Consider the following 25235-nt stretch of genomic DNA (forward strand, 5'->3'; position numbering starts at 1 on the left):
GGAGAAAACAATGAGCGTCTGGTTCATCACCGGATCGTCCCGGGGCTTCGGCCTCGAAATCACCCGCGCTGCCCTCGCCGCCGGCCACCAGGTGGTCGCGACAGCACGCAAGACCGACCTCGTCCACGAGCGGTTTCCCGACGCCGACGACACACTGTTCACGGTGCCCCTCGACGTGACCGACCCGCAGAGCATCCAAGCCGCCGTCGACGCGGCGGTCGAACGGTTCGGAAGGATCGACGTCCTGGTCAACAACGCCGGCACCGGTCTGCTCGCCGCCGTGGAAGAGTCCGACGACGCCGCGGTACGCGCGGTGTACGAGACCAACGTGTTCGGCCCACTTGCCGTCCAACGCGCCGTGCTGCCGGTACTGCGGCGTCAGCGCTCCGGCCACGTGATCAACATCAGTTCCATCGTGGGTTTCGCCACCGCGCCGGGCTGGGGCATCTACGCCTCCACGAAGTTCGCCGTCGAGGGCTTCACCGAGACCCTCCGCACCGAACTGGCACCCCTGGGCGTGCACGTCACGCTCGTGGAACCGGGCTTCTTCCGCACCGACTTCCTCGACCCGGCCAGCCTGCGCACCGGCCCGGACACCATCGACGACTACGCGCCCACCGTCGGCGCGATGCGTACAGCCGCCGCGAGCCTGAACCACGCCCAGCCCGGCGACCCGGTCAAGGCCGCGCGGGCCATCGTCGAGATGACCGTCGCCCCCGAGCCGCCCCTGCGCCTCCCGCTCGGAGCCGACACCCTGCAAGCCTTCGACGCCAAGCTGGAGACCTTCCGCATGGAGATGGACGCCTGGCGGCACGTCGCCCTCTCCACCGACCACGACTAGAACGACACCGTTGAACCCGCCCATGACTGGAAGAACGTTCCCGTGACCGCACATCAACCGTCCGCCATAGCAAGGCATTACCGGCAAGGCGACCTGCGCCAGAAGATCGACGGAGCGCTCGACCGCCTCTACCCGGGGCGTACCACGCTCACCACCGACGACCTGCACGGCGTGGACGAGTTCCACATCGGTGGCCACCCGGCGACGCGACAGCCGGCCGAGCATCTGGAGCTGAGCGCGGGCCTGCGCGTCCTTGACGTGGGAAGCGGCCCGGGCGGTCCGGCCCGGCATCTGGCCCAGCACGCAGGCGCCGTTGTTACCGGCGTGGACCTGACCGAAGAGTACGTCGACGGAGCCTCCCCCTGAGCCCTGGGCCATTCACGCAGGCCGACGGCACTTCAACACGCAGAACTTGACAGGGAACACACCCGGTCGGTGTAGAGCTTCGTCGCCAGCTGGACGCCGCAGCCTCCGAGCAGCAGCCCGCACCAGAACGTGTCGTGCTCGTGCCGTCGGCGGAAGGCGTCCAGCTCGATCGCCTCCAGCGGCAGAATCAACGGCTCCTCCGAGTCCGCACTACCCAGGACCGCGGTCTGAATCTGCCGCCTGTCACCCCGCACCAACCCCCACCTTTCGCCCCAACTCATCGTGCCACCAGCGGCGTTCACGTTCCAGATCGGCTCAAGCCTCCGCCGGACCCGTGCCGTTGGGCGCAGTGAGGCAGGTTGAGGAGCTGCGGCCGTCGTGGCGGTCTGCTGGGTGCGTTCCGCACGGGCACGGCGTACCGCCATGACGGCACGGCGGCGGTCGACCTGCGGCGCTCGGCCCTAGTACGCACTGGAGTCTCATTGCAGCTCCGCTGCGCCGTTCGGCAGCGTGGCCCGTGTTCCGACACGCGGGCGAGGTACGCGGACACGGCGTTGGTCGGGAAGTGTTCGGTGCCGAGGACTGGGGCCGTTCCCTGGATACGGATAGCGAGGTCGGTCATGCCACGGAGCGGAGTGAGGTCGACGGGTCTGTCTGGGGAAAATGCCCAAACGGTCAGTTTTCGGAGGCCGGGCAGTTTGGTGGGAAGGAGTGAGAGGTCGTCACCGTCGCGCCAGGACCCCCGCCAGAGTTCGTTGACCTGAGGGGCGGGCGGAAGTTCTTCCAGCATGGAGAGGCATGCGTCCCCCAGCAGGATGAGGTCTTCTAGCTCCAGCAGCTTGGCTGCATGGGACAGCCCGCCGATGGGGCCAGACAGGTCCAGTCTTCTGAGGTTGGGCCAACGGGCGATGCCGTCCAGTGTGAGGCTTCTGCATGTGGCTGTCCCGAGGTCCAGCGTGGTGAGGTCTGCGCTGACGGGTAAGGCGCCGACGTTTGGGTGCGGCAGCTCCATGTCGAGACTCAAGGACTGGAGTCGGTTCAGCGCCTGGAGATCATCAATACGTACGGCGTCGCAGTCGGCCAGCTCAAGCGTGACGAGCGATGAGAGATCGGCGAGAAGCGCCAAATCCACGATGTTCGGGCATTTGAAGAGGCCGAGCCGCACCAGCGCCGTGTAGGGGCGTAGGAAGTCCAGCTCGCGCAGCTCAAAGTTGCGATTGATATTCAAATAATGCAAATCCTGCGGACCTAACGGGGCCATCATCTCTTCAGTAGTGAAGTTTCCGAGGAAGCCCACTTGACCAGTATGCAAGCTGTGCAGCTCAGCCAGCTGTTCGGACGAGCGGACAGTCACGGGGAAATCACACGGGATGTGGGCAAGCACTTCGCGGGCGTAGTCGTGGGAGTCGAAGTTGTCCCAGGCGTTCGTTAGAGCCCACCGCGCTTGGGTGTTGGTGCGGAACTTCTTGATCACCGTAAGGGCGGCGTCGCCGCCGATGATTGCCGCTGTACGGATGACGGCTTCCGCTTCGTCGTCTTCTAGGCGGTCAGGGCCCGGAAGGAGCCCGAGGATGACTGGGCCGACCGCCGCAAGAGCCGAGGCTTCCTCTTCGCTTCGTGGGGGCACGAGCGCGGCGGCGCGTTGCTCAACTTCCTGGCGTACGCCGGGATCGATTTCCGTGGCGTGTTCGAGGCAGGCGGCAGCGAGCAAATGCAAGCGGGCGCGGTGCCTGAGAGCGCGGTCGCCGCGGGTGATGAGGCGGCGAAGCAGGGTGACGCGTTCATGGGGGCGGGCGTGGGCGACGGCCATGCGCAGGACGTCTTCCCATTGGTCATCTTCGCGCACGGGCTGAGCGCTGGCCCCGCAGCACCAATCCGCACCTGATCGTCACGCAGGTCACCGCGGTCGACCCCAACGGCCCTCCGATGTCCAAGGACGGGCTGCGGTTGGTGTTCAGAAAGCTCGGAATCCAGCCCCGGAGGCTTCGCATCGACCGGCTGCTCGATGAGGCACACGAAACTGCCGACCCCGTGCACCTGATGCGCGTCTTCGGGATCTCCGACACGACCGCACTGAAGTACGTCAGAGCAGCCCACCCCCACCGATTCGGGCCAGAGCCCACCCAAGCCTGATCGGCAGTCCCGAACCCGGGGTACAGAACTGGCGACCTCGCGGAGTCGCGTATTCCTCAGCGTGTGAGGGGGTGTCGCCGAGGTGAGCCCAGAAGCCGCCAATAGGGCTGCCGGGAAGAACGCTGTCAGTCACCAGCCGCAAACGGCGTGCATCTTTGATGAAGAGGTCCGCATGAGCAGCGGCGTCCCGGCATGATCTGCGCCATGAGGCGGCCGTGGATGCGGATGGGCGAGCCGGTGGCCGACCACCGGACAGTCAGCTCTGGACCGGATACGGAGCCGGAACGGAGAGCGGGATCACCTGCGGCCCCACAGAGCGCGGACCAGCTCCGCAAGGGCGCGGATCACCACCGCCAGGGCTTTCAGCACCTGCTCGCGGTCGCGCGCAGCCGTACCTTCCAATGCCTGGTGGACGACCAGTACGACCATGGCCGCCATGACCGTCAAACCGGCCGCCAGGACCCACCCCGCGCTGCCCATGAGCAACCTCCGTCCGCTCTGTGTGCACCCCCGGTCGGACGACCAGGTACGGAGGAAGTTCAGCCCGCCGGCACCGATGGGGCGTACCTGACCGGACTGCACCGGACCCGCGTTCGCGACGGCCAGGTCACGAACGTGCCTGTCGCCGCGTCGGCGGAGGCATCCGGATGCCGTATCGCCTTGGAAGAGACGGGATTGTGACCGAGGAAACGCAACTCGGCGCTGGCCGAAGGTTCCTGATGACTGAGCTCAAAACGCTGTGGGACAGATGCGGGCTGTCGCAGTCGGACGCGATCAGGAAAGCCAACCGTCGCCTGCGCGCCGGCGAAGCTCTGAAGCCCCAAACGGTCAGCGACTGGCTGGCGGGAACCCCCGCCGCGAAATTCGAGCAGCTGTGGGCGCTGGTTGAGGTGTTCCTCGTTGCCTGCGAACACCGCCTGGACCGCGCAGATCTGGACAGGAAGATCAAGGAGCATCGGGCTGCGCTCAAAGCCTCCGGCCCGGCTGTCGACAAGGCCGAAGCCCAAGCCGCGATGCGGAACCTCCAGAACGCCGACGTGGAGTGGAGGGTCGCCGAGGCGCGGTGGAAGGCCCTGTGGGAGGTCGCCCGCAGCGATCCCGCACCAGGGCCCGATCCGCAGCTGGGCGCCTACCTCAAAGCCGCTTCGCGCGCTGCCGGCCTCTCCCCCTACCCCGGCCTCAGCGATGATCCCGCCTCATCCCTGCTGGGCGAGATGTACGTCCACCAACGTGCCAAGGCCCAGTCGGCACGCACCTCGGCCCAGACCAGCCAACTCGTGCCCGCCCAGGACGTCTTCGCGGGCGAGGATCGCATTCGGGTCCTTCTGGCCGGCGCGGGCATGGGCAAGTCGACCCTGCTGCGCCGCCACCTCGCCGACTCGGCCGACCACTTGCTGAGGAGCAGAAGGAGCAGCCGCGCCCACGCGGCGGTCCCGGTCCTGGTACGCGCCACCGACCTGGTCGGCGTCCCTGTCCTGGCCCAGGCGCTCGCAGCCGCCGCGACGACGGAAATCGGCCGCTTCGGGCTGCGCCAAGCACTTTCCGAAGACTTGTTCGATCACTATCCACGCCCTCAGATGCCCTGGTTGGTGATGGTCGATGGCCTCGACGAGGTCCCTGACCACGCGACCCGCGTCGCACTGCTGGATCAGCTGGCCCGGGAGGCCACGACGAAGCCGTTCGTGTACCGCTTCGTGGTGGCGACCCGACCTCTGCCCGACCAGGAACTCGACCGGCTGGGTCCCACCACCGTGCGGTTCGAACTCCAACCGTTCGCTTCGGCTGAACTGCGCGCATACGCCCAGGGATGTTTCAGCGGCCTACTCGACGCAGGCCACCACGTCACGGAGTTCGTAGTCGGTCTCACACGCTCCGGCCTGCACAGCTTGGCCTGCACCCCGCTGATGGCCTCTATGCTGTGCCGCCTCTATGTGACCAATCCAGCCAGGCCCCTGCCTGAAGGCCGCACCGGCGCCTACGAATCGTTCGTCAGACTGCTCTACGAGGAAAACACCCACAAGAACATCCGTGGCACCCACGACAGGGCGATCGCTCTCCTGAAGGATCGCCACCAGATACCTCAAGATCTCCAGGCCGCCGAACAGGCCGCCGAACAGGTACGCAACCGCCTGCCGGAACTGATCGACCTACTCGCGTACGCAAGGATCAGCGGGAACACTGCCCCAGCCGTCGAGGTCCTGGCCCCGCACCTACACATCCAGCGCCCCCGCAAGATCAAGGAATCGCTCTGGAAGGCGTTCCTGGGCAACCTCCTGCGCCCCACTGGCCTGTTGGTCGAACGCGCTGGCGACTTCGAGTTCCTCCACCAGACCCTGCTCGAGTACCACGCGGCCCGCCATGCCACCCGCGACAAACAGGCCCGCGACCAACTTCTCGACGCCCTGTTCCCCCTCCGCCGCACTCCCGCCCGCAGCCGCTGGCAAGCGCCCGACCTGGACCCGTCCTACCTCGGCTTCCTCCTCGATGGACTCCTCACCCCCCAGGACGACACAGCGGCCGACACCGGTCAGGCGCTTGAATACCTGCTCGCGCCGGGAGGACACGCCGCCTACCTGTTCCTCACCACCCAGCTCAACCTGAGCACCAACCTCCCTCCACACACCGCTGCCGGCCAACTCACCAGCCTCATCAGCACCACCCTCATCGACGACTACGCCCGCGTGGAGGCAGCCGCAACGCTGGCCCGGATGGACGGCTACCAGCACGAGGGCACCAGCATGCTCGCCGCCTTCGCCGACGACGCCCTGCTGGAAACCCACCACCGCATCCATGCCGCCGGGAGCCTAGCCGGGTTGGACGGGCACCGAGCGCGGGGCGTCAGACTGCTCGCCGCCTTCGCTAACGATCCCAACCTCTACGGCCACGACCGCATATACGCCGCAACTGACCTAGCCGAGCTGGACGAGTACCGTGAAGAGGCCGCTGGACTACTCGCCACTCTTACCACCAACCCCGCCCTCGACTACTGGGACCGCTTGGAGGCGGCCGCGACCCTGGCCTGGCTGGACGGCCATCGGGGAGAGAGCGCCGAACTGCTCGCCGCCATTGCCAACGACTCCACCATCGACAGCTACCACCGCATGCAGGCCGCCAGGACGTTGGTCGAGCTGGCCGGACATCAGGGAGAGGCCGCCGGACCCCTCGCTGCTGCCGCAGCCGACGCCACCTTGGCCGACGCCCACCGCGTGACGGCCGCCGAGATTCTCGCCGGGTTGGACGGGTATCGGGCGAAGGGCACCGGGCTGCTCGCGGCCTTCGCCGACGGTCCTGGTCTGGGCAGCTATGCCCGGGTGCAGGCTGCCGAAGCCCTGGCCAAACTGGGCGAAGAACGCGCCGCAGGGTTGCTCGCCTCCTTCGCTGACAAGCACACCAACGAAGGCTTCCACCGTGTCCTGGCCGCCGAGGCCCTGGCCGGGCTGGACGGGCACCGGGCGGAAGGCGCCGAACTGCTCGTTGCCCTCGCCGACGGCCCCATCCTTGACACCCGCGACCGTGTGACGGCCGCTCAGAGCCTCGCGGACAGGGTGCTCGCCCACGAATTCACCGAGTTGGAGGGATACCGAGAGGAGGCCGTCGCACTCCTCGTCGCCCTCGCTAGCGATTCTGCCCTCGACGACCGCGAACGTGTCAGGGCAGCCTGGAACCTGGCCAGGTTCGGTGACGGACGCGCCGCAGGGTTGCTCACCGCTTTCGTCAAGAACCCGTTCCTAGACGGCTACCAGCGTGTAGGAGCCGCCACGTCCCTCGCCGGCATGGACGGGCACCGGGAGGAGGCCGTCGAGCTGCTCGTCGCGTTCGCCGACGACCCGGACAGCGATATCTGTGTGGAGGCAGCCCAGGCCCTGACCGACCTCAGCGCAGGACGGGACGGCTGACGCATCCGCAGCTCACGCTTGACCACCAACCGAAGAACACTTACGCGAGGTCGCCAGTTTCACACCCCAACCCGTCGGCTACTTTGCCAGCGGGCGCCACGTCCCCCTCCGGTTCCCCGCGATTCCACCCCGAGAATCCGCGAACCCGTCGGCTTGAGGTCGTCGGTGACTCGATGATCGAGGCCGCCATCTGCGACGGGGACTGGGTGACGGTCCGGCGCCAGCCAGTCGCGGAGAACGGTGACATCGTGGCCGCGCTGCTGGACGGCGAGGCCACGGTGAAGCGGTTCAAGATCACCCACAGCCCCCGAGGCGCAAAGGCAGGCACCGGGATCATGCGCGGGCATCATCCGACTCCTCTCCCTCCCCCGTTTCCTCGGTTTTCCGGGCCGCCGCGTCGATCGCGGTGAGGGGCCTGCTTACCTGATTTCGGTCCGTGGTGTAGCAGAAGTTGGGCAGGGACGCGATGGGGAACTGCGGTAGCGCTCCGTCTCCAGGCGCTGGTCCATTACGGCCGCCACACCCCGGTCCCCCGTGGCCCGTACGAGACGGCAGGCGACGTGGGCCATCAGCAGCGCCGCGTGAATCGCGGCGACGGCCATGAAGCCATTGCCGCCGTTGTCCTCTGGCGGTTGCCCCACGGCGGAATCAGCGGTGCGGCGGCCGCGCGTCACGGGTGATCCGCAACCGCATCGCTTGCCACAGTTCACCGGCACCGCGGCTGCTGTCTGGGCGGTCGGTGTGACTGACCGGACAGCACGAGTTGTGGGCGACCTTGGCGCTGCCGTAGTCGCGGTGATGCGCGCCCGGCCAGGCGATGCCGCTGACGAGATGGAAGAGTTCCGGCTGCGCGAAGAGACGTGCCGGGAAGTCGCCGGGGATCAGTGCCACCCAGGCGCCTTCTTCTTCGGGATCGCCCCCGACCGTGACCACGGGACGCCAAGACTTTCCGTACTGGGTGGCACTGCCGAAATCCAGCGTCCGGTGCCGGTGGGTGGGCAGACCACACTCCGGGCAAGGCACCGTGATCCGGCGTCCCCACCCCGGCACGGCCACCGCCTCCCCGGCAGGGACGGGCGAAGAGTGAGAGGCGGGCACATCGTCAGGAAGTGGCAGCGCGTCCACCGGAGGTCGCCTTCCAGGAGAAGGAAAGAGGTGCTGCGAGTGCGTCAATGATGCCCGCAGGCAGGGGCGTTCGTCGCGTCGAGCGTAGAGAATCCGACCAGCCGATCCTGTGCGACATACGCGCCTGCGGCCACCATCTATGTGGGGTGGGGGTAGGGTGCGCGGACCTCGATCCCCTCCCCTGCATCTTCGGCTCAGAATCGCGGTCTGAACCTGGACCGTTCCGGCGCTGTAGGGATCCGGAAAGGTCGAGGAGCACGACCTGTGGTGTCGCGGTACTCCAGCATTCGTGGCAGGGCTCAGGCTCTCGTATTTGAGCAGTGAGCCAGACCGCAGCCCCGATGTCGGTTGTCGATGCGGCTTTGCCCATCGCCGTCGACGGCTGTCGACTCTCGCCTTGCCCCGCTCCATGAAGCCTGGCCCCCGCTCAGCGGGGTGGATCGACCAGGCGACGGACGGTCATTTCCGCGTCGCCTGCCCGAGTCGCGAGCCACACCGATCCGTCAAAACAGCTCAGGGCGGCGGGACCGGTTCCCGGCAGTGGAGCACCCAGTATCTCGCCGCTGACGGCGTCCCATAGGCGGATCGGACCATCGTGCGGAGCGATGAACAGCACGCCGCCGCCTGCTGCGGTGGCGCAGGCCAGGAAGGTTTCCGGGCCTGGTCGCATGAGCGGGCCGATGGGTTCGCCGGTGACCGCGTCCCAGCGCGACAGAGTGCCGTTCATGTCGAGGGAGGCGAGCATGATGCGCCCGTCGTTCAGGGCGAGGGAGACCAACTGCATGTTGTAGTCACCGGGCCCGTGGATGGGGTTTCCGTACGGTTGGCCGGATGCAGCGTTCCAGCGGAGGATGCGGCCTCCCTCGTCCTCCGAGGCGATCAGCGCAGTGCCGTCGGGCAGTGTGATGGCTGTGATGGCCTTGACGCAGGTGGTGTGGCCGACCAGCGGCGGGCCCAGGGGCTCGCCTGTCGCCGCGTCCCATCGGTACACCCGAAAACCGCAATGGCCGGCCCCGGCGATGAACGCGCGGCCGTCCGGCAGGAGCCCGGTGGCCACGTCCCAGATGGTGTCATCGGCGGCCATCTCGTACCCATCCAGCTCCGCGCCGGTCAGCGCGTCGAGCCGCAGGACGCCGTCCTCCGTGGCCACCGCGACCACCGGGGTGCCGCCCGGCGGTGAGGCGACCGCGAGCGCATTGGCAGACCATGCATCAACCGAACACCACAGCATTCGGCCGGTGAACATGTCCCAGCGGCGGATCTCCTGGCCTTCGCCCGATGAGAGCAGCACCACCTGCCCCGACCGGACCCGCGCCAACGTCGGCCAAAGGATGCGCCCTGGCTCGGAAGTGAACGTCGTCACTCGTGCCGAGCGCATGCCCTGCCGCATCACACCTCCGCGCTGCCTGCCGACTGACCAATGGTCAACTTGACCCGGCCGTGAACGGCCGGGCTTGGAGGTAGGGCACCACTGGCTGTGGTGTGGCCTCCTCCGTCCAGACACCTAGAAAGGTGCTGGGACGCGTGACTCACGCCCCGCAATCCACACAGCCTCACCGCGAGCGGCGATGTTGTGGGAAGCATTCCGGTCGGCGTGGGCAACGACCCCGCACTTCCGGCAGATGAAAAGCCCCTGGTCGACACGGTTGCGTTTGTCGATGTGGCCGCACTCGGCGCATGTCTGCGACGTGTACGCGGGATCAACGAAGACCAGGGGCACGCCGGCCCGCTTGGCCTTGTAGACGATGAAGTCTCCGAGCTGGGCAAAGGCCCAGGAGTGGAGCGTGACCCGCTGGGGCTTGCGGAGCCGTACCCTCTGCCGGATTCCCTTGAGTTCTTCCAGGGAGATCCCGGCCGAGGTGCGTTCAGCCTCGGTCACGATCGTCTTGGCGATGATGTGGTTGGTGTTCTTGACGTGCCGCTGTTCGCGGCGGGAGCGCTCCTTCAACCGGCGTTTGGCGGACTGGGTGCGCTTCTTCTGGAGCTTGGCCCGCAGGGCAAGCTGACAATTGCGGTAGCGGCCCAGACCGCGCCCGGCGGCCTGGTAGCCGGTGGACGTGGTGGCGATGTTGGCGATGCCGAGGTCCACGCCGATGAAGCCGTCCGGTTCGTACGTCTCGGCCTCGGGAACCTCGCACACGGCGATCAGGTAGAACACGCCGTCACGCTCGATCAGGTCCGATTCGCCCTTGCGGTACTCCCGTAAAGTCTTCAGCGCGTCCGGTGAGCAGGCGAAGCGGACGTTCTTGAGGCGCCCGGCGGTGGTCCAGATGGAGACGGTCTGCGCGTCGTACTGCCAGGACAAGCACCGGTCGTCAAACGGGTGCGCGGCCTCAGGGCGGAAGGCGACCGGCTTGTACTCGGCCTTCTTCCGGCGCTTGGAGCCGGGCTTGCCGAGGTTTTCCGCCCGCAGGTTCGCCCGCAGCGTGGTGTAGGCGTCCACGACTTTCCTGATCGTGTGCTGCGCGGCCTGCGCTCCGAGACCGGCCGCTTTCAACTCGGCGTAGGTGTGCTTGCGCAGCTCGTACTCGCGCGGCACACCACGGGCGAAAGCCACCCCGGACACCCAGTTGGCCCGGTCATTGACCGTGTGCAAGGTCGCGCCGACAGCGGAAGCCTGCGCGGCATCCGGCGCCAGTTTGACCTGCACGACGATCTTCATGTGGGTCATCGTACTCAGGTGGTCTATGTCACCACGATGGGAACCAAACCCCAATATCTGCAGGGGCCGCACGGTCGTCTGCACCCTCCATGCTCACTTGGTCTTCACTCCGAAGTACCGGCGCGGGCCGTTCACCGACGAGATCCTGCGACGCTGCGAGGAAGTCATGCGAGCCTTCTGCGCCGACTTCGAAACCGAACTGGTCGAGTTCAACGGCGAGAAGGATCACGTCCACCTCCTCGTGCACTACCCACCCAAAGTCGCCATCTCCCGGCTGGTCGGCTCCGTACCCGTTTTCCCCGAACCACCTAGGGTTCCTACTGTTATAGGGCAGCACGTTGGCAGTGGGCCTACGCACATCGGAGCAGCATCTGTACAGCGCGCAACGCAGCATAACGGCATGTATGCATTGTTAGAATGCTGAGTGGGGTCGATGAGATGCGGTCGCCTCGTCGGGGGAATTTCAGCATGATCTAGCGCGGAACCCCGGGTGTTCACGCCCGGGAGGAAGCGCTTGTGTGGACTGCTCTGACCCGCGCGCGTGCGTGGGTCTGCACTGTTTTGGCCTCAGCTGTCTACTGCGGGCGCTTCTGGTTCTCGGTGTACTCCTTGATGATGCTCAGCGGGGCGCCGCCGCAGCTCGCCGCGAAGTACGAGGGTGACCAGAAGTGCGCGCCCCACAGGTACTTGCGGATGTGGTCGGGGTACTCCTGGCGGAGTCTGCGGGCGGAGACGCCCGGAATGACGTGTGGCGGTAGGGGCCGACCATGCGCGTGGAGATAGAGAACGCTGCAGCTGGCTTCTCAGCTGCCAAGGTCTCCTTGGCGGACTCGTTTACCCGCTGGCGCGAGGGGATCATTACCTCGTCGGCAGTCCCCAGCCGCTACGACGATTTAGCGTGCATTTCCGCGGAACGAGAATCCACCTCACCAAAGAAATCGAACCATTCAGATGGGACCAGGGAAGATGAATGACGTCAACCCGTCTTCCGAGGATCTGGCGATCGTTGAGCAGATGAACAATGACTACGTCCAGTCGGATCAGCACAACGACGTCAAGCGCTTCAGTGAGTTCCTCGCCGAGGACTTTATGGTGCAGACTCCGGGCCACGCGGAACCGTGCCGAGTTCTTGGAGTACATAGCTAAGCCACGTCCTTTCAAGGATCTTTCGGTACATGACGTCAAGATCCGAATCCTCGGTGACGTTGCGCTAATCCACGGCCGCAGCACGTACACCGTGCTCGCTGATGGATCTGAGCAAGAAGCCCTGTACACGGACACGTATCAGAAGCGTGGGGGGACCTGGGTCTGCGTGTCAGCCTCGGCGATCGCGCCGGGCACCTGATCGCCGCCGGGCAGTGGCAGCCACCTCAGCTCACGGCATCGATGAGATGAAGAGCACCCGCGACAGCTGGTAGCGCGGTCCGAACCTGACGCAATTCGGGGTGCTGTCGCCGGGGCTGTCCCGCGACGACACCCCGTCACCTCGGCTTGCGTGAGATGTCGTCCGCGGCTTCACTGCATGCGGATGATCGTCTTTCCGTTGACTTTCTGGGCCGGGTTGAAGGCGGCGACAGCGTCGTCGAGGTTCGCGACCTGGCCGATATGCGTCCGCAGACGTCCCTCCCGTACCCGCAGGGCGATCTCGCCCAGCTGGGCGCGGTCGGAGACGACAACGAAGTCGACCGCCAGGCCGTCGGCCGGCCGCACCTCCGGCGGGCCGGTGACGGTGACGAATGTTCCTCCACCTCGCACCAGCCGGGCCGATCGAGCGCCGATGTCGCCGCCGAATACGTCGAAGACGAAGTCGACTCCGCCGACGTCTTCCAGCATGTCGTTGTCGAGGTCGACGAACTCGTGCGCGCCGAAGTCGAGTGCGCTCTGGTGGTGGGCGGCGCGTCCGGTGCCGATGACGTGCGCACCGGCCTCTCGCGCGAGCTGAGCCACCATCGATCCGACCGCGCCGGCGGCGCCGTGCACGAGCACGCTCTGCCCCACCGAGAGGTGCCCGTGCTCGAACAGTCCCTGCCAGGCAGTCAGGCCCGTCATCGCGACGCTCGCGCCGACCGTGAAGTCGATGTCGCGGGCAGCGGCGCGAGGTTGCGCGCCTCGACGACGACGTACTGCGCGAGGGTGCCGTCGCGGGTCCAGTCCGTGATGCCGAACACGCGCTGCCCGACCGACAGCCCTGCCGTTCCATAGGTGAGAGAGGTGACCACGCCGGCCACCTCGTGTCCGGGGATCGAGGGCGTCCGATTCCGGCCGAGGCGATCGACCCAGGTCGAGGGCCACTCCAGCTCGTCCCCGGTGAAACCCGACGCATGAACTTCGACGACGACGTCGCCGTAGTTCGCGCCGTCAAGGCTGGCGAGGCGCGCCGTCTCCGGATCGGGTCGTTCAGCCAGCGTCATCCCGGCGGTTCCGGCGTCGGGGTCAGTGACCACGATCGCTTTCATTTGTGTTTCCTCCTTCTGTACAAGGTCTGTCCGTTCCCGTCGCGAGGTGGACAGGAACGGTGTGCGTGCCGGGCGCCACAACGTGTTCGGCCGGTTGGGCAGGGTCGCCGCGGCCGTGGCGCAGACCCTGCAGGGTCACGTTCGCGTCGATGGGAAAGCCCGGCTGCCACTGCAGGCAGTGGTTGGGAGGCCGCTCGCCTCGCTGGTCCGATCTCGTGATGAGTTTCGCCGGTATCGCCACCCACTCAGTCGCGTGCGTAGCTGCTCCGGCCCGCCGCTGCTCACTGCTGCCCGGCGCTAGTGGGCAGCGGGTGCAGGGACGGCTCCGTTTCGGTCGGCGCGGACGGTAGATGGGACGCGTCCAAGTGCCGTCACTGCATGGCCACGCCGATGCGCAGTCTCGCGGCTCGTGCCCCGCGCGCACCGTGTCCCACCATCGGGATCGGTCGGTGGCAGGGCGCATCATGCTGGCATGAGCACGATCTTCTTACCGCCGGCCCGTCCGGCAACCACTCGGGTGAATGCGGCAGGGTCCTTCGCTGAGCGGCAGGGGTTCTGGTGCGAGTTTCAAGGTTCCCGCGGCGGCCTGCTCCGCCAGCTGGGCAAGCTGCGCGGCGTTGGGCTCGATGTAGAGGTCCCAACTCGTGATGCCTCGTTCCTCCGGAGGCGCGTCCGAGGTCAGGGAGCACAGCCGGCCGCCGTCACGCACCAAAGGCAGGGCTGCGGCCGCCGTGCCGGTGGCGATGATGAGGGCGGCGTCGAACCCGCCGCGTACCTCGGTCGACCAGTTCGGGTCGTGGTAGTCGACGACCTCCATCGCTCCCAGACCGAGCAGGCGCTCTGCGGCGGTAGCAGACGCGGTCGCGGTTACCTCGATGCCCTGGGCCGCGGCGAGTTGGACGGCCAGGGCTCCGGTGGCCCCGCCTCCGTTGGTGATCAGGAGCCGCTGTCCTCGGCTGAGGTCCAGCTTCTCCAAAGCCTGCAGCGCGGTGAGCCCGTTGACAGGCAGTGCCGCTGCGTGTGCCGCGTCCAAGCCTGGTGGGCAGGCCGCCGCGTGATCCGCGTTGATCAGAACGCGTTCGGCCCAGAAGCCGCTTCCTCCGGGCAGCGGGGCTTCGTGCGCGAGCACCCGGTCGCCCACGGCAAACTGGGTGACACCCGCACCGACGGCCAGCACCTTGCCTGCGCCCTCCACTCCCAGCGCCGCCGGGGGGCGCAGCCCCACGTCCCAACGAGCGTCGATTTCCAGTTCGCCCCACGGTCCGACCCCGGCGGCCTCAACCGCGACCAGGATCTGGCCCGGCTCGGGAGATGACGGTTCGGGCAGTTCCAGCAGGGCGACTTCCGTCTCTGCCCTGGACACTCCGCACGCCTTCATAGTGGATCTTTGTCCTCTCACTCGGTCCGGCCGACCAGGAGGTACGGGCCGGGAACCCAAATCCGGCAGCGGTGCCGGATAGGGGCATTCCGCACGCCTTCACAGTAGATCTTTGTCCTCGCGCTCAGTTCGACCGACTGGTTCCAGGTCCCCAGCGCTTCGGGCAGCAGCGTTGCCGCCGGCGCCAGGTTCCGCGCCGCTTCGTGCTGCGCCGTTCGACGACCTCACGGTGCGGGTCGGAGAAGCCGTTGCCGGGCAAGCCGGAGGTCCGCCGACGCCGTTGGATCATTCGGATCACCGACGACCGGGGGCGCCGACCGGTGCCGGGCGGCGCTGGCCGCCGGTCTGGCTCTCCGGGGTGGCTCGGCCTCGAGGACCAGCGGCGTCCGCAGCATGCGGACTTCGGCCCCGGTCGTTCCCGGTGCCGTCGTTGGTCAGACGAACGTGAACAGCTGGTCGGTTTCGAAGCGTGAAATCGGGCTGTTGTATACCTTCGCGGGGTCGGGGTAGCCGAGGGCCAGCAGCACGGTCGTGGTGTGTCCGGTTTCGCGGATCTTGAACGCCTTGTCGACACTGGTCGGGTCGAACCCTTCGAGGGGCATGGCTTCGACGCCGAGCTCAGCAGCCGCCATCATGGTCAGACCCATCGCGAGGTAGGTCTGCTTTTCCATCCAGTGGTTCAGGTCCTTGTAGCCGTAGTTGCGCAGGTTGAGGAAGTCGCGGGTCATTGACTCCCACCGCGCCTGCTTTGCCGGGTCGGGGAACCGGCCGTCGGCCCGCTCCTTGTCGAACACGGCCTGGAGGTGGCCTCCGGGAAGATCCGCCCTGGTGGTGAGTATGACGGTGTGTGAGGCGTTCAGGATCTTCTCGCTGTTGTCCTGGAATCGTGCGCCGAGGTTGGCCGCCAGCCGCTCCTTGCCTTCGGGCGTGGTGAGGACGTAGAAGTGGTTGGGCTGCACGTTCGTCGACGACGGCGTCGAGCGCAGGAATCCCAGCAGTTGCTGGAGTGTCTCCTCGGGGATCGTCTTGCTGGGGTCGAAGTACCTGGTGAGGTGCTTGTTCATGAGCTTGCCGAGATCCATGTCATCCTGCCTTTGTCTTGTGATCACGAGACGATGAAGAGTTAGTGATTCGTGCTGATCGGGTTAGTTCTTGCCGCGGGCCAGCAGTTGGTTGACGCGGGCGAAGTTCATGCCCGTCGTCGCCGAGGCGAGGTCGCCCGCGAGGAGTGCCTTCGCGGCCTCTTCGACCGCTCCCATCGCGTGGGCGTAGAGCAACGGACCCAAGCTGATGCGCTTGACTCCTGCCTGCTGCAGTTCAGCGACGGTGAGCACTTTGTCCGACGGAGACACCAGGACGTTGACCGGTGTCGGGGCGACAGCGGTGACGATCGCGACGAGTGCGTCGCGGTCGGGTGGGAACGGCGCGTAGACCACATCTGCGCCCACCTCGGCGAAGGCCGTCAGACGCCGAATGGTGTCGTCGAGATCCGGTCGCCCCTGGATGAAGTTGTCGGTGCGGCCGGTAACGACGATGCGTCCCTTCGAAGCGTCAACGGCGCTACGTACGCGACTGACTGCTTCGTCGAAGTCGCGGATCGGCTGATCGGGATCGCCCGAGGTGTCCTCAACACCGATACCGGCCAGGCCGGACTCCACGGCGGCCTCAACGGTCGCGGCGACGTCCTCAAGCGTGTCGCCGTAGCCGTCCTCGAAGTCTCCGTTGACGGGCAGCCCGGTGAGGCGGCCGAGCAGCCGTGCATGCTCAAGGTGCTCTTCGCGGGTGACTTCGTGACGCCCGTCGAGGCGGCCGAGCGTGGCGGCGATCGCCGCAGACGATGTCGCGATCGCCTCGAAGCCGACATCGGCCAGCATCAGCGCCGAGAGGCCGTCCCATGCGTTCGGCATGACGAGGCCACCGTCGCGGGTGTGCAGCGCCATGAATTGCTCATAGAGTTCGGAGCCCGGCATGTCGAGCCTTCCTGAATGATCGTTGACTCAGTGGGGGGGGGCCGACTGCGTGCCTGAGCCGCGTCGAGGGTTCCAAAGAACAACCGGCGGGTGGGGTGTTGCCGGCGGCCGCGTGGCGCTTCCTGACGCCGCCCGGCCTCAACAGACGCGATGACGCGGGCCGTGGGCGATTCTGCGGACTCGACGAGGCGGGTCCGGCGTGTGCCCTCGTCCACCGGAGTTCCCATCTATCCCGCAGCACGGTGGTGGGTCTCTCCGCGGGCCGCCGGGGGGCGGCGGTTCGGGGCGCGGGTTCACTGGGGCACGGTCGTATCGACCGAGTCAACGGCGGGGATGTCGAGGTCGGTCTGGTTGACGTTGTTGATGAAGTTGGTGAGCAGGAACTGCACCGCGACCGCGACGATGGCGAGGATCTGCGCGTCGGTGTATCCGGCGCCCCGTACCTCCGCGAGGTCGGTGTCGCTGACCTGCCCGCGGCTCTCGACCACCTGCTGCGCGAAGCGAGCGGCCGCGGCACGTTTGGGATCGACCGAGCTCCCGACGCGGGCGAGCTTGACGTCGTCGTCCGACATGCCACCGAATTCGGTCGCGACGTGGGTGTGCATCGCCAAGCAGTAACCGCAGCCGTTGGTCTGCGACACGGCCAGCGCGATGCTGTGCCGCGTCCTTCCGTCGAGAACCCGGCTCAGGGTGCCTTGCAGAGTCGTGACGACCTCAAGAACGGCCGGATTGGACGCGAGGGTCTTGAACATGTTCGGGACGAAGCCGAGCTGCGCACCAACGTTGCCGAGTATCTGCTGTGCGCCGGCAGGCACGTCCTCTGGAGCGGGAACGTTCAGTCGTGACACGGCGAATCGACCTCCGATCGGGGTGTGAATAGTCGACGAGCCCGAGCCGGGCTCGCAGTGCTTCGGAGCTCCGCCGCAGGCTCTTCCTGCGCCGGCCGCAACCTCGACGGTCGCGTCGGTTGCGCCCGGTGGCCTGCGTTGAGAGGGGTGACTCCGTGGGTGCCGAGTTGCGGATCTCTTCATCACCTCGGACACCACATAGAAAGGACTATACAGACCAGAAACGTCAGTGCAACCCCGCTCCCGGAAAGGAAGGGTCCGCCAGGTTTGCTGCGGGCGGGTCGAGATCGGGCCTCGTCATTAAATATGCAGGTCAAAGCCGCATGTGAGCTTCGTTGTGAGCGGCTGTGCCAGTCGGACCGCGCGGGCTCGTGTCGGCCTGACTCGGTCCGGATCGATTGACTGAGTGGACTATTTAGTCCAAGCTAGATTGAGGGCTCGGCAGGAACGACGACAAGACCTGCCGGCTCTGCCTGCACCTCCATCTCGCATCCGTCCACGATGAGGTACTGGTTGACATGGCTGTCGCAGCACAGGTCATCGACGCCAGGGTGTCGCGCCGCCTCGGCGCCTACCTCAATGCGTCACGACCCCGGGCTGCACCGCGCCGGCCCTCTCCGTCACTGCGTCAGGACGCAACCCTGCAGGAGGTTTTCGCCGAGGAGGCCCGGCAAGCCCCGGACCCCGGGCGCCGCGGCGGGCGGCCGCGGAACTGGGCGATGTCGGCCAGGTCCGGTCCTGGCTTACAGGCCGCGACGTCATGGATACCTGCGTGAAGAATCACAAGGGCGTCATCTCTCGCCGGTCGGCCTTTATGATCGTATTGGTGTCACAACTGATCCGCCTGGAGATCGAGGCCACCGCGCTTGTGATGCGCTCCACGGCTGAGCAGCACGAGTGAGTAACGTGCCTGAGGGAGACACCGTGTCCGCAACCAGCGATGTTCGCCGCACGCCACGCGGTCTGGAGACCCGTTCACGGATCGTTGATTCGGCGGCCAAGCTGTTTTATGTCAGGGGCGTCAACGCCACCACGCTCGATGACGTCCGGCTGGCGAGCGGAACGAGCAAGTCGCAGTTGTACAACCACTTCGAGGACAAACGCGCACTGATCCACGCCGTGATCGACGTGCAGTCGAAGTTCGTCCTCGCCCGCGAGGAACAGCACCTGCGCGGTGTGAAGACCCTCGCCGGTCTGCGCCGCTGGCGCGACGCCCTGGTCCACGCCAACTCACTGCAGGACGGCTCGTATGGGTGCGCGCTGGGAGCGATGTCGATTGAGCTGTCCGACAACGATGAGCAGTCCCGCCAAGCGCTCAACGCATCATTCGATGCCTGGCAACGGATGCTCGTCGAGACACTGACCCGGCTCCGCGTCCTCGGCGTACTCTCCGAGGACGCCGACCCACAACGCTTGGGCACTGGTCTGCTGGCCGCTCTGCAGGGAGGTTACCTGCTTGCACAGAACGCGCACAGCTCCGAGCCGATGGCCGTCGCGCTGGACATGGCGCTGGACCACATCGCGTTCTTCGCTCGCAACTGAGCCCACCTTCGCGGTTTGAGGAGCGCGTTCGGCTCCGCCGCCACCTGTCTGGAGCAGCTGCCTGTACGACCTTGCCCGGCGCACGGACGCATCGAGTCTCATGCGCGCCGGATGACCAGCACAGCCACGTCGTCCAGGTGGTCCACCGCGACAGTAGCGTCGAGGACGCGGTCAGCGTTCTCCTCGGCATTCAGCCCCTCGTGGAGGGCCGCGCCAGCCAGTGTTCCGGCTCGTTCCAGTCCGGCCTCCAATGTGAGGCCCGGTCCTTCGACCACGCCGTCGGTGACCATGACCAGCGCGCGGTCCTCGTGCAATGCGAAGGTCTCCTCGCCGTACTCGGTGCCGAGCACGACTCCTAGCACCGGGCCTCCCGGCAACTCGTGGATGCTGTGGCTGCCGTCGTCGCGTGCGTACAGCAACGGCACATGGCCAGCGCTCGCACCGGTGACCCATCCGTCGCCTGGGTCGATACGCAGCATGGTGCAGCTGGCGAATCGTGCTGCGCCCATCGTGACGAGCAGCTCGTTGGTGCGAGCCAGCACAGTTGCGGGACCCGGTTCGTGGGCGGCGATCGCGCGCATGGGTGCGCGCACCTGTCCCATGAAGGCGGCGGCGTCCACGTCGTGCCCTTGGGCGTCGCCGATCTCCAAGGCGACGGCACCGTCGGGCATGACGAAGGCGTCGTACCAGTCTCCGCCGATATCGAGCCCGTCGCGGCTTGGTCGGTATCGGGCGGCGACCTCCAGGCCGGGGAGGTGCTCGGGCAGCGTGGGGAGCATGGTCTGTTGGAGCGCCGTGGCCAGCTCCACTCGTGCCTCTTGCAAGCTAACGCGTTTCAGTGCCTGGCCTGCAAGATCGGCAAGAGTACCCATGAGGGCGCGCTCATCCGGGGACGAGTGGTGTTCGCTGTCGTAGGTCACCAGCCAGGCCCCGAGCGGCTGATGGCCGATCGGGCTGAGGGAGGTGATCGAGATGGCGAAGCCGGAGTCGAGCTGGTCGAAGTACGGCACCATGGCCCCGTGCGGCCAGCGGCGGATGTAGTCCTCCTGGTTGGGAATGAACTGCGGCTCGCCAGTGCGGATCACATAGGGCAGCGCGCTGGGGGCGTCCAGCGGCAGGCCTTGCAGGGCGGCCACCGGTATCGGGATCCCGGCATCGGAGGAAACGCGCAGGCGGCCTTGCGTGATGAACGCTAGCGCGGCGCCGGTACCACCGAAGGTCGCGGCGAGCCGGGTCAGGACGACCTGCCGTACTTCTTGCTCCGTGACTGCGGTCATCACGGCGGAAGAGAAGGCCGCGATCTCGTCGGCGCGCTGACGCTCAGCACTCAGCGCGTCCTTCGCTCTGCGTCTGCGCGCTTCCCTCTTGGTGTCATCGCGGATCACTCCGAAGACCCGCTCAGGGCCGCCAGACCCCAGAACGATCCGACGGGCCCGGCAGACGAGAAGGTGCCAGCCATCGCGCTCGGTAAGGAACCGCAACCTGATCCAGGGGGACCGGGCGGTCGTCGAACGCACGAGCCGTCGCAGCGCCCCGCGGTCATCGGGGTGGACTCGCCGAACCACCTCGGACAACGACATGGAGGCCTCCGGGAACAGCGCCGCCAAGGCGGGTGCACCACCCAGCCACTCCAGCTCGCGCTCCTGGGGTGAATACATGCACAGACCGAGGTTGGCGGCCTTGGCTGCCAGACGGAACGGGATCAGCAGGGCGCCCAAGTCGTTTCCCGCGTTCAATGAGTGCACCCACACCAGCGACTCGCCACCTACGGGATCATTCACTGGTCGTGCCTCGACAAGGCAGACGACAGATGCTGTACCTGGCCCGGGGAACTCCAGCACCCGCATCGCAACCGTCTTCGTCGTGGCGGCGTGGGCCACGAGACTCTTGACCGCAGTCAGCTGGCTTGCGGGCAACAGATCACCGAAGCCACGACCCACGCACTGCTCCACGGACCTGCCCAGTGTCCTGGCCATTGCCGCGTTGAGGCTGCGGATCGCTCCGTCCAGGGTCAAAAGAGCCGACGGTGTAGCCATCTGAAGAAGTTCGTCCGAGGCGTCCATTTGCCGCTCACCCTCATCGTCGAGCGATATGACCTCGTCGCCGTTCATCAACTATCTGCCGCAGAGCAGGCCTCGTCCACGCGGCCGGTCACTCTGGGGCGGCACCGGCCGACTGCGTGTATCGACGAACGCCTACGATCGTCCTCCCGGTGATCCGCTCGGTCGGATCGAAAGCGACAGCGGCGTCATCGCGGGTCGGGACGTTGCCGATGGTCACGTGCGCCTGGTCAATGGGGAGGGGACAAACAGAGGGGCGGGGCCGCTTCGGCCTCAGAGGCGGCGCCGGGGGCCTGGATCGTCCCGTGGTAGTGCCGGCCCGGGAACCCAGGCGCACTCGGCCGGGTGCGGCTCCGGCCGGTCCCGCCGCCCGGGAGGCGCGCAGAAAAAAGGACCTTGAGGTCCCTTTTCAATTCTGCTAGCCTACGCAGCGGTAATCTGGCCTATGTGGCGGAACAGGCGCGCGACAGCAACGACTCCCGGCTGACTGAGCGCGGGCGGGCGACTCGGGAGCGCATTTTGAGGGCTGCCGCCGACATGATGTACGTCAGGGGCGTGTCTGCCACGACCCTCGACGAGGTCAGGGCGGCCAGCGGAACGAGCAAATCCCAGCTCTACCGCCACTACCCCGACAAGGATGCACTGGTGCGGGACGTTGTCGCCTTGCAAGCTGCTGAACTGCTCAAACGTCAGCACCAGCTACTTCAGCGGCTCAACTCCCTCCGCGGGCTGGAGCGCTGGCGGGACGTGCTGATCGAACACAACGCGCTCCGAAACGGGGCGTACGGCTGCCCGCTCGGATCCCTTGCAAGCGAGTTGGCCGATCAGGACGAAGAGGCACGCGAGGCGCTCGCTCGGCACTTCGACAGCTGGGAGGGACTACTCGAGGCCGGGCTCGAGCGAATGAAGGACTCGGGAGTCCTCAGGGCCGACGCAGATGCCAAAGAGCTGGCCACCGGCCTCATGGCCGCCCTTCAGGGTGGCTACCTCCTTGCGCAGACAGCCCAGGACATCAAACCCATGAGGATCGCCTTGGACATGGCGATCGGCCACGTCAAGGCCTATACCGTGCCTGCCGAGGACACCAATGCACCGGCGGAAGGCCCTTCAGGGCACTAAGCCGTCTGCGGCAGAGCGGCACCAAGAAATCCTGGTGGCGCACCGCAGGCGGTCGCGTCGCAGTCTCCGGCACCGGACCTTCACCGCCTCCCGACATCCATAGCCGGGCCGGACGGGGGTTTGCCGGCAGAAGGAGGCGTCCGTCCTCACATTCCGTGCCCGGCGTAGCCCCTTCTCCGCCTGTGCGTAGCCCAGCCTCAAGTCAAAAGCGGAGGCCCTCTCGCAAGAGCGGACTATTTGGTCCTAAAAAATGGCCGACTTGCGGTACGTTTGGAGGGAGCGGTCTCCTGCGGACAGCTGAGCGGTCAAGCCTCACAAGGATCTCCAGGGCGGTAAGCACCATGCACGTGGACGTCCAGTGCTCAATGGTCGGTCCCGTCCGGCTACGCAAACAGGGGGTCGAGGCCGGAGCCGGCCAGCCGGGGCAGCGCGCTGTCCTAGCTGCGCTGTTGCTCAGGCCAGGCAAACCAGTGAGCGCCTCGAAACCGGCGGAGCACGTGCCCGGCGGCGACGCCCCTCCGGCCGCCGCCGGTTACGTTCGCGCGTACGTCTACCGCCCCAGGCAGGCACTGAGGGAGCAGAGCAACAGTTCCGTGAGCCTGATAGACGGGGGCTGCCCGCGGCAGAGCCAACGGGACGCTCTAGACCTGACAGGTTCACGGAGGTGACGGCAAGAGCGTGGAAGGCCCGCAGCGCCGACGGCCTGGCATCCGTGGCGGGCCTTCTCGCCCAGGACCTCGGGAGCGCCAACGCCGCGCCGTCAGGCGGTCGCCGGAACCCACCTTGGGGCCTTGGCCGGTCGGCCGGGGCACTCGATTGATAGAGGAGTTGATCACCATGGACGGACAGAAGCTGCAGAAGATCGCGGGCGACTGCACCGTGGAACTGCCCGGCGCCGACCTGGAGCATCGTTTCGGCCCCGACTGGGACCTCTACAAGGTGCGCGGCAAAGTTTTCATGCTCATGACCGACATGCCGGGGCACCCTGTCGTGATCCTGAAAGCTGATCCGGACGACGCCGCAGCCCTACGTGAACGGCACACAGACATCACCCCCGGCTATCACATGAACAAGAGGCACTGGATCACGGTGGAAGGCGGGGGCACCGTCGACGAGAAGCTGGTGAAGGAACTCGTGATCGACTCCTACCGTCTCGTGGTCGGCGGACTTCCCAAATCCGAGCAGCCTGTGGATCCGCACACCTACGCCCACCGGGCCTGACCTCCGCCATGCCCGTCGAGCCCCTCGCCGCCCGTGGTACGACCAGTCCAGCGCGGCTACGGCAGGCCTTTGAGAGTGATCTGATTCGAGCTGGACGGGGTGGGCGCCGCGCGCTGGCCGCAGCCATGCGCGACGCTGTCCGCAGCGGCCGCCTGGCACCCGGCACACGGCTGGCCTCCTCCCGCCAACTCGCCGCCGACCTCGGGCTTGCCCGCAACACCGTGGCTGACGCCTATGGTGACCTCGTCGCCGAGGGATGGCTTACCGCCCGCAGAGGCTCGGGCACACTCGTAGCAGACAGAACGATCACTCGACCGGTCTCGGTCCGCTCGTCCGCCCAGCCGCCCGGTGAACCTTGCTACGACCTGATCCCAGGCAACCCCGACCTCACCGCTTTTCCTCGTGCAGCCTGGCTGAGGGCCACACGCCGCGCCCTGGCCGCGGCTCCCGACGACGCGTTCGGCTACGGTGACCCCCGCGGCCGGCCGGAGCTACGGGCCGCACTCGCAGACCATCTCGCACGAGCCCGGGGCGTATACACGAGTCCGGAGCACATACTGATCTGCGCCAGCATCTCCCACGGCCTGCAGATCCTGAGCAAAGTCCTGGCCGGCCGTGGGGCAAGGAATGTCGCCGTCGAGTCCTACGGCCCAGACAGGCACCGCGGCCTGCTGGCGGCTGCCGGGCTGGAGACCCTCTCGCTTCCCCTGGATACTCACGGGACCTACCCGGTCCCGCCTGACGGCACCGATACGGTCCTGCTCACGCCGGCTCACCAATCCCCTGTGGGCACGACACTGCAGCGCGATCGCCGGACGGCAGTCGTGGACTGGGCCAGACGGACAGGCGGGCTGGTCCTGGAGGATGACTACGACGGTGAGTTCCGGTTCGACCACCAGTCCGTCGGAGCGCTCCAGGGACTCGCTCCAGACTGCGTGGTCTATCTGGGTACCGCCAGCCAGAGCCTTGCTCCTGGCCTGCGGCTGGCCTGGATGGCGCTGCCCCCCACGCTCGCTGAGGAAGCTGTGGCGGCCAAGGGACAGACCGACTCGTCCGAGGTATTGAGCCAGCTGGCCATGGCGGAATTCATCACCTCCGGCGCCTACAGCCGTCACGTACGTGCTGCCCGTCGGCGCTACCGCGATCGGCGGGACTCTCTGGTCACAGCCCTGGCCCAGCACGCCCCAAAGGTGCGCGTCACAGGGACAGCGGCTGGCCTGCATACCGTGCTCAGTCTGCCGCCCGGGACCGAGCAGCGCGTCCTTCAGTCGGCGACCCGGCAGGGACTCAAAGTGGCTGGCCTGTCTCGATACCGCCATGCACGGTCCCTGCACGTCATGGCCGATGCCCTCGTCGTGGGATACGGGGGCCCTCCGACGCTGTGTGGCCTCAGGCACTCTCCGCGCTCATGCGGATCCTTTCCTGACGCGCCCCCAAGTGGCCGGGCACTCGAACGCGTCTCTTTCTAGGTGCGACGTCTCACGTCACAGCTGCCTGGAGTGCGCCGTCAGGAATGCACTCGCGGATTGGGCTGGCCGGCGTGTTGCGCAGGCTTCGAGACAGTCACGCGCTTCCTCCCGAGGCGCCGACATACCAGCTCGCGACCGGGCAGGTATAT

Annotated in this window: 19 protein-coding genes and 6 pseudogenes; 11 read left to right on the forward strand and 14 right to left on the reverse strand. The window is 66.9% G+C overall.

Annotated features, from left to right (window positions below; all coding sequences use genetic code 11):
* Positions 1 to 10 precede the first annotated feature (10 nt).
* Both ACZ7M2_RS47945 and ACZ7M2_RS47950 read left to right on the forward strand, forming a co-directional pair.
* Positions 11 to 841 carry an oxidoreductase gene (locus ACZ7M2_RS47945; protein ID WP_471600642.1) on the forward strand — a complete coding sequence of 277 codons (831 nt, stop codon included), beginning with the start codon at positions 11 to 13 and terminating at the stop codon, positions 839 to 841.
* Positions 842 to 883: 42 nt separating this feature from the next.
* Positions 884 to 1207 carry an SAM-dependent methyltransferase gene (locus tag ACZ7M2_RS47950; RefSeq protein ID WP_471600643.1) on the forward strand — a complete coding sequence of 108 codons (324 nt, stop codon included), beginning with the start codon at positions 884 to 886 and terminating at the stop codon, positions 1205 to 1207.
* Positions 1208 to 1239: 32 nt separating this feature from the next.
* Here the strand turns inward: ACZ7M2_RS47950 and ACZ7M2_RS47955 are convergent, their stop codons facing one another.
* The 3 genes from ACZ7M2_RS47955 to ACZ7M2_RS47965 all read right to left on the reverse strand — a co-directional run bounded on the left by ACZ7M2_RS47955 (position 1240) and on the right by ACZ7M2_RS47965 (position 3820).
* The gene (locus tag ACZ7M2_RS47955) at positions 1240 to 1461 is read right to left on the reverse strand and encodes a hypothetical protein (protein WP_471600644.1); all 222 of its coding nucleotides are present in this window, start codon (positions 1459 to 1461) and stop codon (positions 1240 to 1242) included.
* A 44-nt stretch (positions 1462 to 1505) separates the two neighbouring features.
* A complete protein-coding gene (locus ACZ7M2_RS47960; protein WP_471600645.1) occupies positions 1506 to 3053 on the reverse strand; it encodes a hypothetical protein in 1548 nt (515 codons plus the stop codon).
* A 584-nt stretch (positions 3054 to 3637) separates the two neighbouring features.
* Positions 3638 to 3820, reverse strand: coding sequence for a hypothetical protein (locus ACZ7M2_RS47965; RefSeq protein WP_471600646.1), 183 nt, complete (start codon positions 3818 to 3820; stop codon positions 3638 to 3640).
* Between the two features lie 239 nt (positions 3821 to 4059).
* On the opposite strand from ACZ7M2_RS47965, the gene ACZ7M2_RS47970 reads away from it, so the two are divergent.
* Both ACZ7M2_RS47970 and ACZ7M2_RS47975 read left to right on the forward strand, forming a co-directional pair.
* Entirely contained in the window at positions 4060 to 7236 is a 3177-nt protein-coding gene (locus tag ACZ7M2_RS47970; RefSeq protein ID WP_471600647.1) for an NACHT domain-containing protein, read from the forward strand.
* Positions 7237 to 7388: 152 nt separating this feature from the next.
* Positions 7389 to 7529, forward strand: a pseudogene (locus ACZ7M2_RS47975) (LexA family protein); the annotation flags it as partial.
* Positions 7530 to 7569: 40 nt separating this feature from the next.
* Here ACZ7M2_RS47975 and ACZ7M2_RS47980 read toward each other — a convergent pair.
* The 4 genes and pseudogenes from ACZ7M2_RS47980 to ACZ7M2_RS47995 all read right to left on the reverse strand — a co-directional run.
* A pseudogene (locus ACZ7M2_RS47980) lies at positions 7570 to 7862 on the reverse strand (ATP-dependent helicase); the annotation flags it as partial.
* Positions 7863 to 7884: 22 nt separating this feature from the next.
* Positions 7885 to 8127, reverse strand: a complete 243-nt coding sequence (locus ACZ7M2_RS47985; RefSeq protein ID WP_471600648.1) for a hypothetical protein — start codon at positions 8125 to 8127, stop codon at positions 7885 to 7887.
* A gap of 661 nt (positions 8128 to 8788) precedes the next feature.
* A complete protein-coding gene (locus ACZ7M2_RS47990; RefSeq protein ID WP_471600649.1) occupies positions 8789 to 9751 on the reverse strand; it encodes a WD40 repeat domain-containing protein in 963 nt (320 codons plus the stop codon).
* Between the two features lie 114 nt (positions 9752 to 9865).
* Positions 9866 to 11023: an RNA-guided endonuclease InsQ/TnpB family protein gene (locus ACZ7M2_RS47995; RefSeq protein WP_471600650.1), complete on the reverse strand. Its 1158-nt coding sequence runs from the start codon at positions 11021 to 11023 to the stop codon at positions 9866 to 9868.
* 25 nt (positions 11024 to 11048) lie between these two features.
* Here ACZ7M2_RS47995 and tnpA point away from each other — a divergent pair.
* Positions 11049 to 11312 (forward strand): annotated as a pseudogene (gene tnpA / locus ACZ7M2_RS48000) (IS200/IS605 family transposase); the annotation flags it as partial.
* A 286-nt stretch (positions 11313 to 11598) separates the two neighbouring features.
* On the opposite strand, the pseudogene ACZ7M2_RS48005 reads toward tnpA, so the two are convergent.
* A pseudogene (locus tag ACZ7M2_RS48005) lies at positions 11599 to 11766 on the reverse strand (transposase); the annotation flags it as partial.
* A gap of 278 nt (positions 11767 to 12044) precedes the next feature.
* Between ACZ7M2_RS48005 and ACZ7M2_RS48010 the strand changes: the two are divergent.
* Positions 12045 to 12368 (forward strand): nuclear transport factor 2 family protein, encoded by a 324-nt coding sequence (locus tag ACZ7M2_RS48010; protein WP_471600651.1) that lies wholly within the window; start codon positions 12045 to 12047, stop codon positions 12366 to 12368.
* Between the two features lie 170 nt (positions 12369 to 12538).
* On the opposite strand, the pseudogene ACZ7M2_RS48015 reads toward ACZ7M2_RS48010, so the two are convergent.
* The 5 genes and pseudogenes from ACZ7M2_RS48015 to ACZ7M2_RS48035 form a co-directional block, all read right to left on the reverse strand.
* A pseudogene (locus tag ACZ7M2_RS48015) lies at positions 12539 to 13479 on the reverse strand (NADP-dependent oxidoreductase).
* Positions 13480 to 13966: 487 nt separating this feature from the next.
* Entirely contained in the window at positions 13967 to 14842 is an 876-nt protein-coding gene (locus ACZ7M2_RS48020; RefSeq protein WP_471600652.1) for an alcohol dehydrogenase catalytic domain-containing protein, read from the reverse strand.
* 449 nt (positions 14843 to 15291) lie between these two features.
* Positions 15292 to 15939: a nitroreductase family protein gene (locus ACZ7M2_RS48025; RefSeq protein WP_471600653.1), complete on the reverse strand. Its 648-nt coding sequence runs from the start codon at positions 15937 to 15939 to the stop codon at positions 15292 to 15294.
* 63 nt (positions 15940 to 16002) lie between these two features.
* Positions 16003 to 16827 carry an isocitrate lyase/PEP mutase family protein gene (locus tag ACZ7M2_RS48030; protein WP_471600654.1) on the reverse strand — a complete coding sequence of 275 codons (825 nt, stop codon included), beginning with the start codon at positions 16825 to 16827 and terminating at the stop codon, positions 16003 to 16005.
* Positions 16828 to 17120: 293 nt separating this feature from the next.
* The gene (locus ACZ7M2_RS48035) at positions 17121 to 17642 is read right to left on the reverse strand and encodes a carboxymuconolactone decarboxylase family protein (RefSeq protein WP_471600655.1); all 522 of its coding nucleotides are present in this window, start codon (positions 17640 to 17642) and stop codon (positions 17121 to 17123) included.
* Positions 17643 to 18447: 805 nt separating this feature from the next.
* Here ACZ7M2_RS48035 and ACZ7M2_RS48040 point away from each other — a divergent pair.
* Complete coding sequence (locus ACZ7M2_RS48040; protein WP_471600656.1) at positions 18448 to 18576, forward strand: hypothetical protein; 129 nt, start codon at positions 18448 to 18450, stop codon at positions 18574 to 18576.
* Positions 18577 to 18599: 23 nt separating this feature from the next.
* Positions 18600 to 19217 (forward strand): TetR/AcrR family transcriptional regulator, encoded by a 618-nt coding sequence (locus ACZ7M2_RS48045; RefSeq protein ID WP_471600657.1) that lies wholly within the window; start codon positions 18600 to 18602, stop codon positions 19215 to 19217.
* A 98-nt stretch (positions 19218 to 19315) separates the two neighbouring features.
* Here the strand turns inward: ACZ7M2_RS48045 and ACZ7M2_RS48050 are convergent, their stop codons facing one another.
* Positions 19316 to 21328, reverse strand: coding sequence for a SpoIIE family protein phosphatase (locus ACZ7M2_RS48050; protein WP_471600658.1), 2013 nt, complete (start codon positions 21326 to 21328; stop codon positions 19316 to 19318).
* A 396-nt stretch (positions 21329 to 21724) separates the two neighbouring features.
* Between ACZ7M2_RS48050 and ACZ7M2_RS48055 the strand changes: the two genes are divergently transcribed.
* From ACZ7M2_RS48055 to pdxR, 3 genes and pseudogenes are all read left to right on the forward strand, one after another.
* The gene (locus tag ACZ7M2_RS48055; RefSeq protein WP_471600659.1) at positions 21725 to 22396 is read left to right on the forward strand and encodes a TetR/AcrR family transcriptional regulator; all 672 of its coding nucleotides are present in this window, start codon (positions 21725 to 21727) and stop codon (positions 22394 to 22396) included.
* A gap of 837 nt (positions 22397 to 23233) precedes the next feature.
* A complete protein-coding gene (locus ACZ7M2_RS48060) occupies positions 23234 to 23617 on the forward strand; it encodes an MmcQ/YjbR family DNA-binding protein (protein WP_471600660.1) in 384 nt (127 codons plus the stop codon).
* A 125-nt stretch (positions 23618 to 23742) separates the two neighbouring features.
* A pseudogene (gene pdxR, locus ACZ7M2_RS48065) lies at positions 23743 to 25043 on the forward strand (MocR-like pyridoxine biosynthesis transcription factor PdxR).
* The last annotated feature ends 192 nt before the right edge of the window (positions 25044 to 25235 follow it).

This window comes from Streptomyces sp. NPDC111507, from assembly GCF_055638955.1.

Excerpts from the sequence above, each read along its gene's own strand:
- ACZ7M2_RS47945 (WP_471600642.1), top strand. The coding sequence starts at position 11 with ATGAGCGTCTGGTTCATCACCGGATCGTCCCGGGGCTTCGGCCTCGAA.
- ACZ7M2_RS47965 (WP_471600646.1), bottom strand. The coding sequence starts at position 3,820 with ATGGGCAGCGCGGGGTGGGTCCTGGCGGCCGGTTTGACGGTCATGGCG.
- ACZ7M2_RS47970 (WP_471600647.1), top strand. The coding sequence starts at position 4,060 with ATGACTGAGCTCAAAACGCTGTGGGACAGATGCGGGCTGTCGCAGTCG.
- ACZ7M2_RS47990 (WP_471600649.1), bottom strand. The coding sequence starts at position 9,751 with ATGCGGCAGGGCATGCGCTCGGCACGAGTGACGACGTTCACTTCCGAG.
- ACZ7M2_RS47995 (WP_471600650.1), bottom strand. The coding sequence starts at position 11,023 with ATGAAGATCGTCGTGCAGGTCAAACTGGCGCCGGATGCCGCGCAGGCT.
- ACZ7M2_RS48010 (WP_471600651.1), top strand. The coding sequence starts at position 12,045 with ATGACTACGTCCAGTCGGATCAGCACAACGACGTCAAGCGCTTCAGTG.
- ACZ7M2_RS48025 (WP_471600653.1), bottom strand. The coding sequence starts at position 15,939 with ATGGATCTCGGCAAGCTCATGAACAAGCACCTCACCAGGTACTTCGAC.
- ACZ7M2_RS48030 (WP_471600654.1), bottom strand. The coding sequence starts at position 16,827 with ATGCCGGGCTCCGAACTCTATGAGCAATTCATGGCGCTGCACACCCGC.
- ACZ7M2_RS48050 (WP_471600658.1), bottom strand. The coding sequence starts at position 21,328 with ATGAACGGCGACGAGGTCATATCGCTCGACGATGAGGGTGAGCGGCAA.
- ACZ7M2_RS48060 (WP_471600660.1), top strand. The coding sequence starts at position 23,234 with ATGGACGGACAGAAGCTGCAGAAGATCGCGGGCGACTGCACCGTGGAA.